This window comes from Lactiplantibacillus sp. ME-2 (assembly GCF_022549155.1).
GTDB lineage: Bacteria > Bacillota > Bacilli > Lactobacillales > Lactobacillaceae > Lactiplantibacillus > Lactiplantibacillus plantarum.
Window position 1 is genome coordinate 1 of record NZ_JAKZEQ010000089.1, and the last position, 3,117, is coordinate 3,117.

Annotated in this window: 1 protein-coding gene and 2 pseudogenes; all 3 read right to left on the reverse strand. The window is 42.1% G+C overall.

The features are described from left to right. Nucleotides 1–455, reverse strand: a pseudogene (locus tag MMY95_RS15325) (hypothetical protein); the annotation flags it as partial. Nucleotides 456–522: 67 nt separating this feature from the next. Beyond that, the gene (locus MMY95_RS15330) at nt 523–2,229 is read right to left on the reverse strand and encodes a phage tail domain-containing protein (RefSeq protein WP_241277798.1); all 1,707 of its coding nucleotides are present in this window, start codon (nt 2,227–2,229) and stop codon (nt 523–525) included. Between the two features lie 73 nt (nt 2,230–2,302). Next, a pseudogene (locus MMY95_RS15335) lies at nt 2,303–3,067 on the reverse strand (peptidase M23); the annotation flags it as partial. Nucleotides 3,068–3,117 lie beyond the last annotated feature (50 nt).

Here is a 3,117-nt window from a genome sequence, read left to right on the forward strand (position 1 = left end):
GAGTTATTGCTAGGAGCTGCTGCAAGTGGGTAATGATGAGCTAGTGTGTATAAGCATAGATTAGTAAAGTTAGCCGTTGTAACATGCTTAACAGCAGCGGTATTGTTCTCTTCCACGCTGTATATGCGCATAACATACCAATGACCTGATAGCCCATCATAATAGGCGAGATTATTACCAGCCACTACTTTATCTGAATCTGGTTGGCCCTGAAGCACGTCTAATGAGCCTTGATGATCGAACTTTTTAGATTGAGCATTCAGGTTGATGGTGCCGGTATAGCTATCCTTAGTGCCCACATTGACGTCGTCATCGTAAGCGGTACTAGTTGTGTCTGCATCGGCTAATTGTAGCTTAATGCTGTCATTAGAAAACTTAGTAGCGCCATCAACTGTAAGGGTACCAATCCGCTTTAAATTAGGGTCTAGGATTAAATACTGATTATTTAAAGCCACCTATATAACCTCCTTATTTTAGTTATGTAAAAAGGCCACCCACTTGAGGGAAGCCTTTAAAGTATTGTTATAGTAGTCTAGGTAGATATTTAAGTGTGATTTGTGCATCATCTAGGTCGCCAATCATTGACAGGCTATTAACCCCCGGTTTCAACTTAGGATAGTCAGTTGACCAAACTGGTGAAACTAGCTTGCCACCAACTGTTGTACTATTATTCTCACAATTTAGGACAATCTCTTGACCAGCGTTAGAAATGTACGTTGTATCACTCGGAGCAACCTTATTCACCTGCCAAATTCTTAGGTTTGCTAATGACATGAAGGGGTCTTTATAGTCAATTTTATTGTGGTCTTCCGCAATTGGGAATTTGAGAAAAGTTACTCCAATGCCACCGAGTGGACTATTAAATTGATTGTTACGATCAACAAACGTTCCACTAACAACTAGATGCTTCCTTGAATCTGTATAGGGTTGACCAGTCTGCGTATTATATTGCGTAATGCTCCATGTGAATACCTGTCCCTTCTTAGTCATGTCTAACACAAAAATTCCATCGGAAATACAGTCAGATTCTTCACGATTAATTAAAGTTATAAATTTTCTGGTCTTATCATTAATTGATTTTATCCGTATATATTCATCTCTTCCGTTTTCAACAGCACCTGATGGGCCATAATCATAGTATAGGTTGCGGTGCTTTCCATCGTCCTTTTCAATATATGACCCGGGCTCACATAGCTGTAATCTAATCAGTGGCTTCTTTCCACCGCCAAGGTCTAAGATACCAAAGCGTGCAATCATTTCCCCGTTTGCATTTAAAAGTAAAAGTTCACACCGTCCCATTGCACGACTGTTATGGAAACCAGAGTATTTTAAGTGATACAGACTAGTTACAATGCGCCAGTCAGTCAGTGATTTTGTCATGCCAGTATACCGATAAGCCGGGCCATACCATGTATCTTCAACACCAGAAGGCATAGTCCCATAGTCCTTTTTACCTGAATCATTAGCAACTATCATAACCGTGCTAGATGGGTTTATATCGCACGAACCTTGATAAATTGGATTGTCACTAGTTTTCATTACACTGGTAACACTGGCATCTTTGGTCCACGTTGCCATACTTGCAATTGGATCCCGGACAACATCTGTATATGGTTGAACAGCACTAGCTTGGTCCTCAGGAGTTTCTGGTCCAATTCCATATTGACCACCATTTAGAGTAAAGCCAATGTGCTTTAAAGCTCGCTTGGGTATAATCTGAATAACCGGCTCTGTCTTAGCAGTGCCACTAACAGTAATCGTGTTTAAGCCATTATTTAAAGGCTTCTCAACCTGTGGCAAGGTTGCCCGTGGGTCGGATTGCACAAAGGTAATCGTTAGTGTCATATCATACATACCCGTGTTAATCGGGGCCGGGTCACTAATTGCGGTAATGTGTCCCCAATATGTCAACTTGGGTTCAAAGCCAAATACTAGTGGGTACTCTTTACCATTATCACTAGGGTCATCACTTAGTAGCAGACCACTTAGGTTGTGCATCACCTGATTAAATCTGTCTTGGTTATCGGCACAGTAGATTGACACTGGAATACTAATCGTTCGACTAGTAAAGTCCGTGCCATTAAATTGGTTACCATACATGGCCGGTATGTCAGTCACTTGTTCAGCCATGGCTGGTGCACTAGGCAATACCACGTTACCCATCTCAACCTGCAAGTCATCCCGGCTATTCAAGCCAGCATATTCAAAATCATCTCGTTGTAAGGTCACGATTTAACCTCCTTTTTAAATTTAGCTATGTAAAAAGGACGCCCCATTAAGGACGACCCTTTAATTGATGGCTTTAATAGCCCATCATTTGTGAATACTGTGAAGCTGTCTTATTGTCAGATTTAACGGCATTAACCACGTCTGACTTAGCAATGACTGCTTGAACACTGCCTTGGCCTGATACTAAAGCCGCCAATAATGCAATGACTTTATCAAGCTTCTCATTACTTTCACTGTTAGTAGACGCAGCCTGACTACCATTGTTGCCATTTACAACCTGACTAGCCTGTGCAATTAGCTGGTTAGCCCGTGACTTATTAGTCAATGGCAGCACCATTTCAGGCTTGTTATGCTCGGCGACTTCAATCAACTGGTTAGTGTTGATAATACCACCGTTTTCATAGCCTTCGGGCCCACTAACACGAGCAAACGCACTAGGACCTGACCCATATTTAGCCTTCATATAATGAATACCAGCTAGCAAGTCATCATAGCCATTAAGTGGATTGTTATGGCCGGGGAACTTGTAGGCATCGAATGTTGGCTGGATAGTTTGAACCAGCCCTTTAGATGGAATACCCATTCTAGCGTTAGCGTCCCAATTGTTGACCACTGACGGGTCACCGTTTGATTCACGTGCAATAACCTTCATCCATGCTGATACTTGACTAGCACTGGCTTCAAAGCCGTTCTTCTTCAAGGCTTTGATAACATCCGGCTTCCAACGTTGAACACCTGAGCCACCGGGGTTACTACTACCGCCATCACCAAACTCATCGGCTAGCTTGCTGATAAACTTCCAGAAGCCTGAGCCAACTTGCTTTTTAATGGTGCCTAAGAACGTGTTTGGATACTTTGACATTCGATTTGATTTTAGTTAAATTAGAT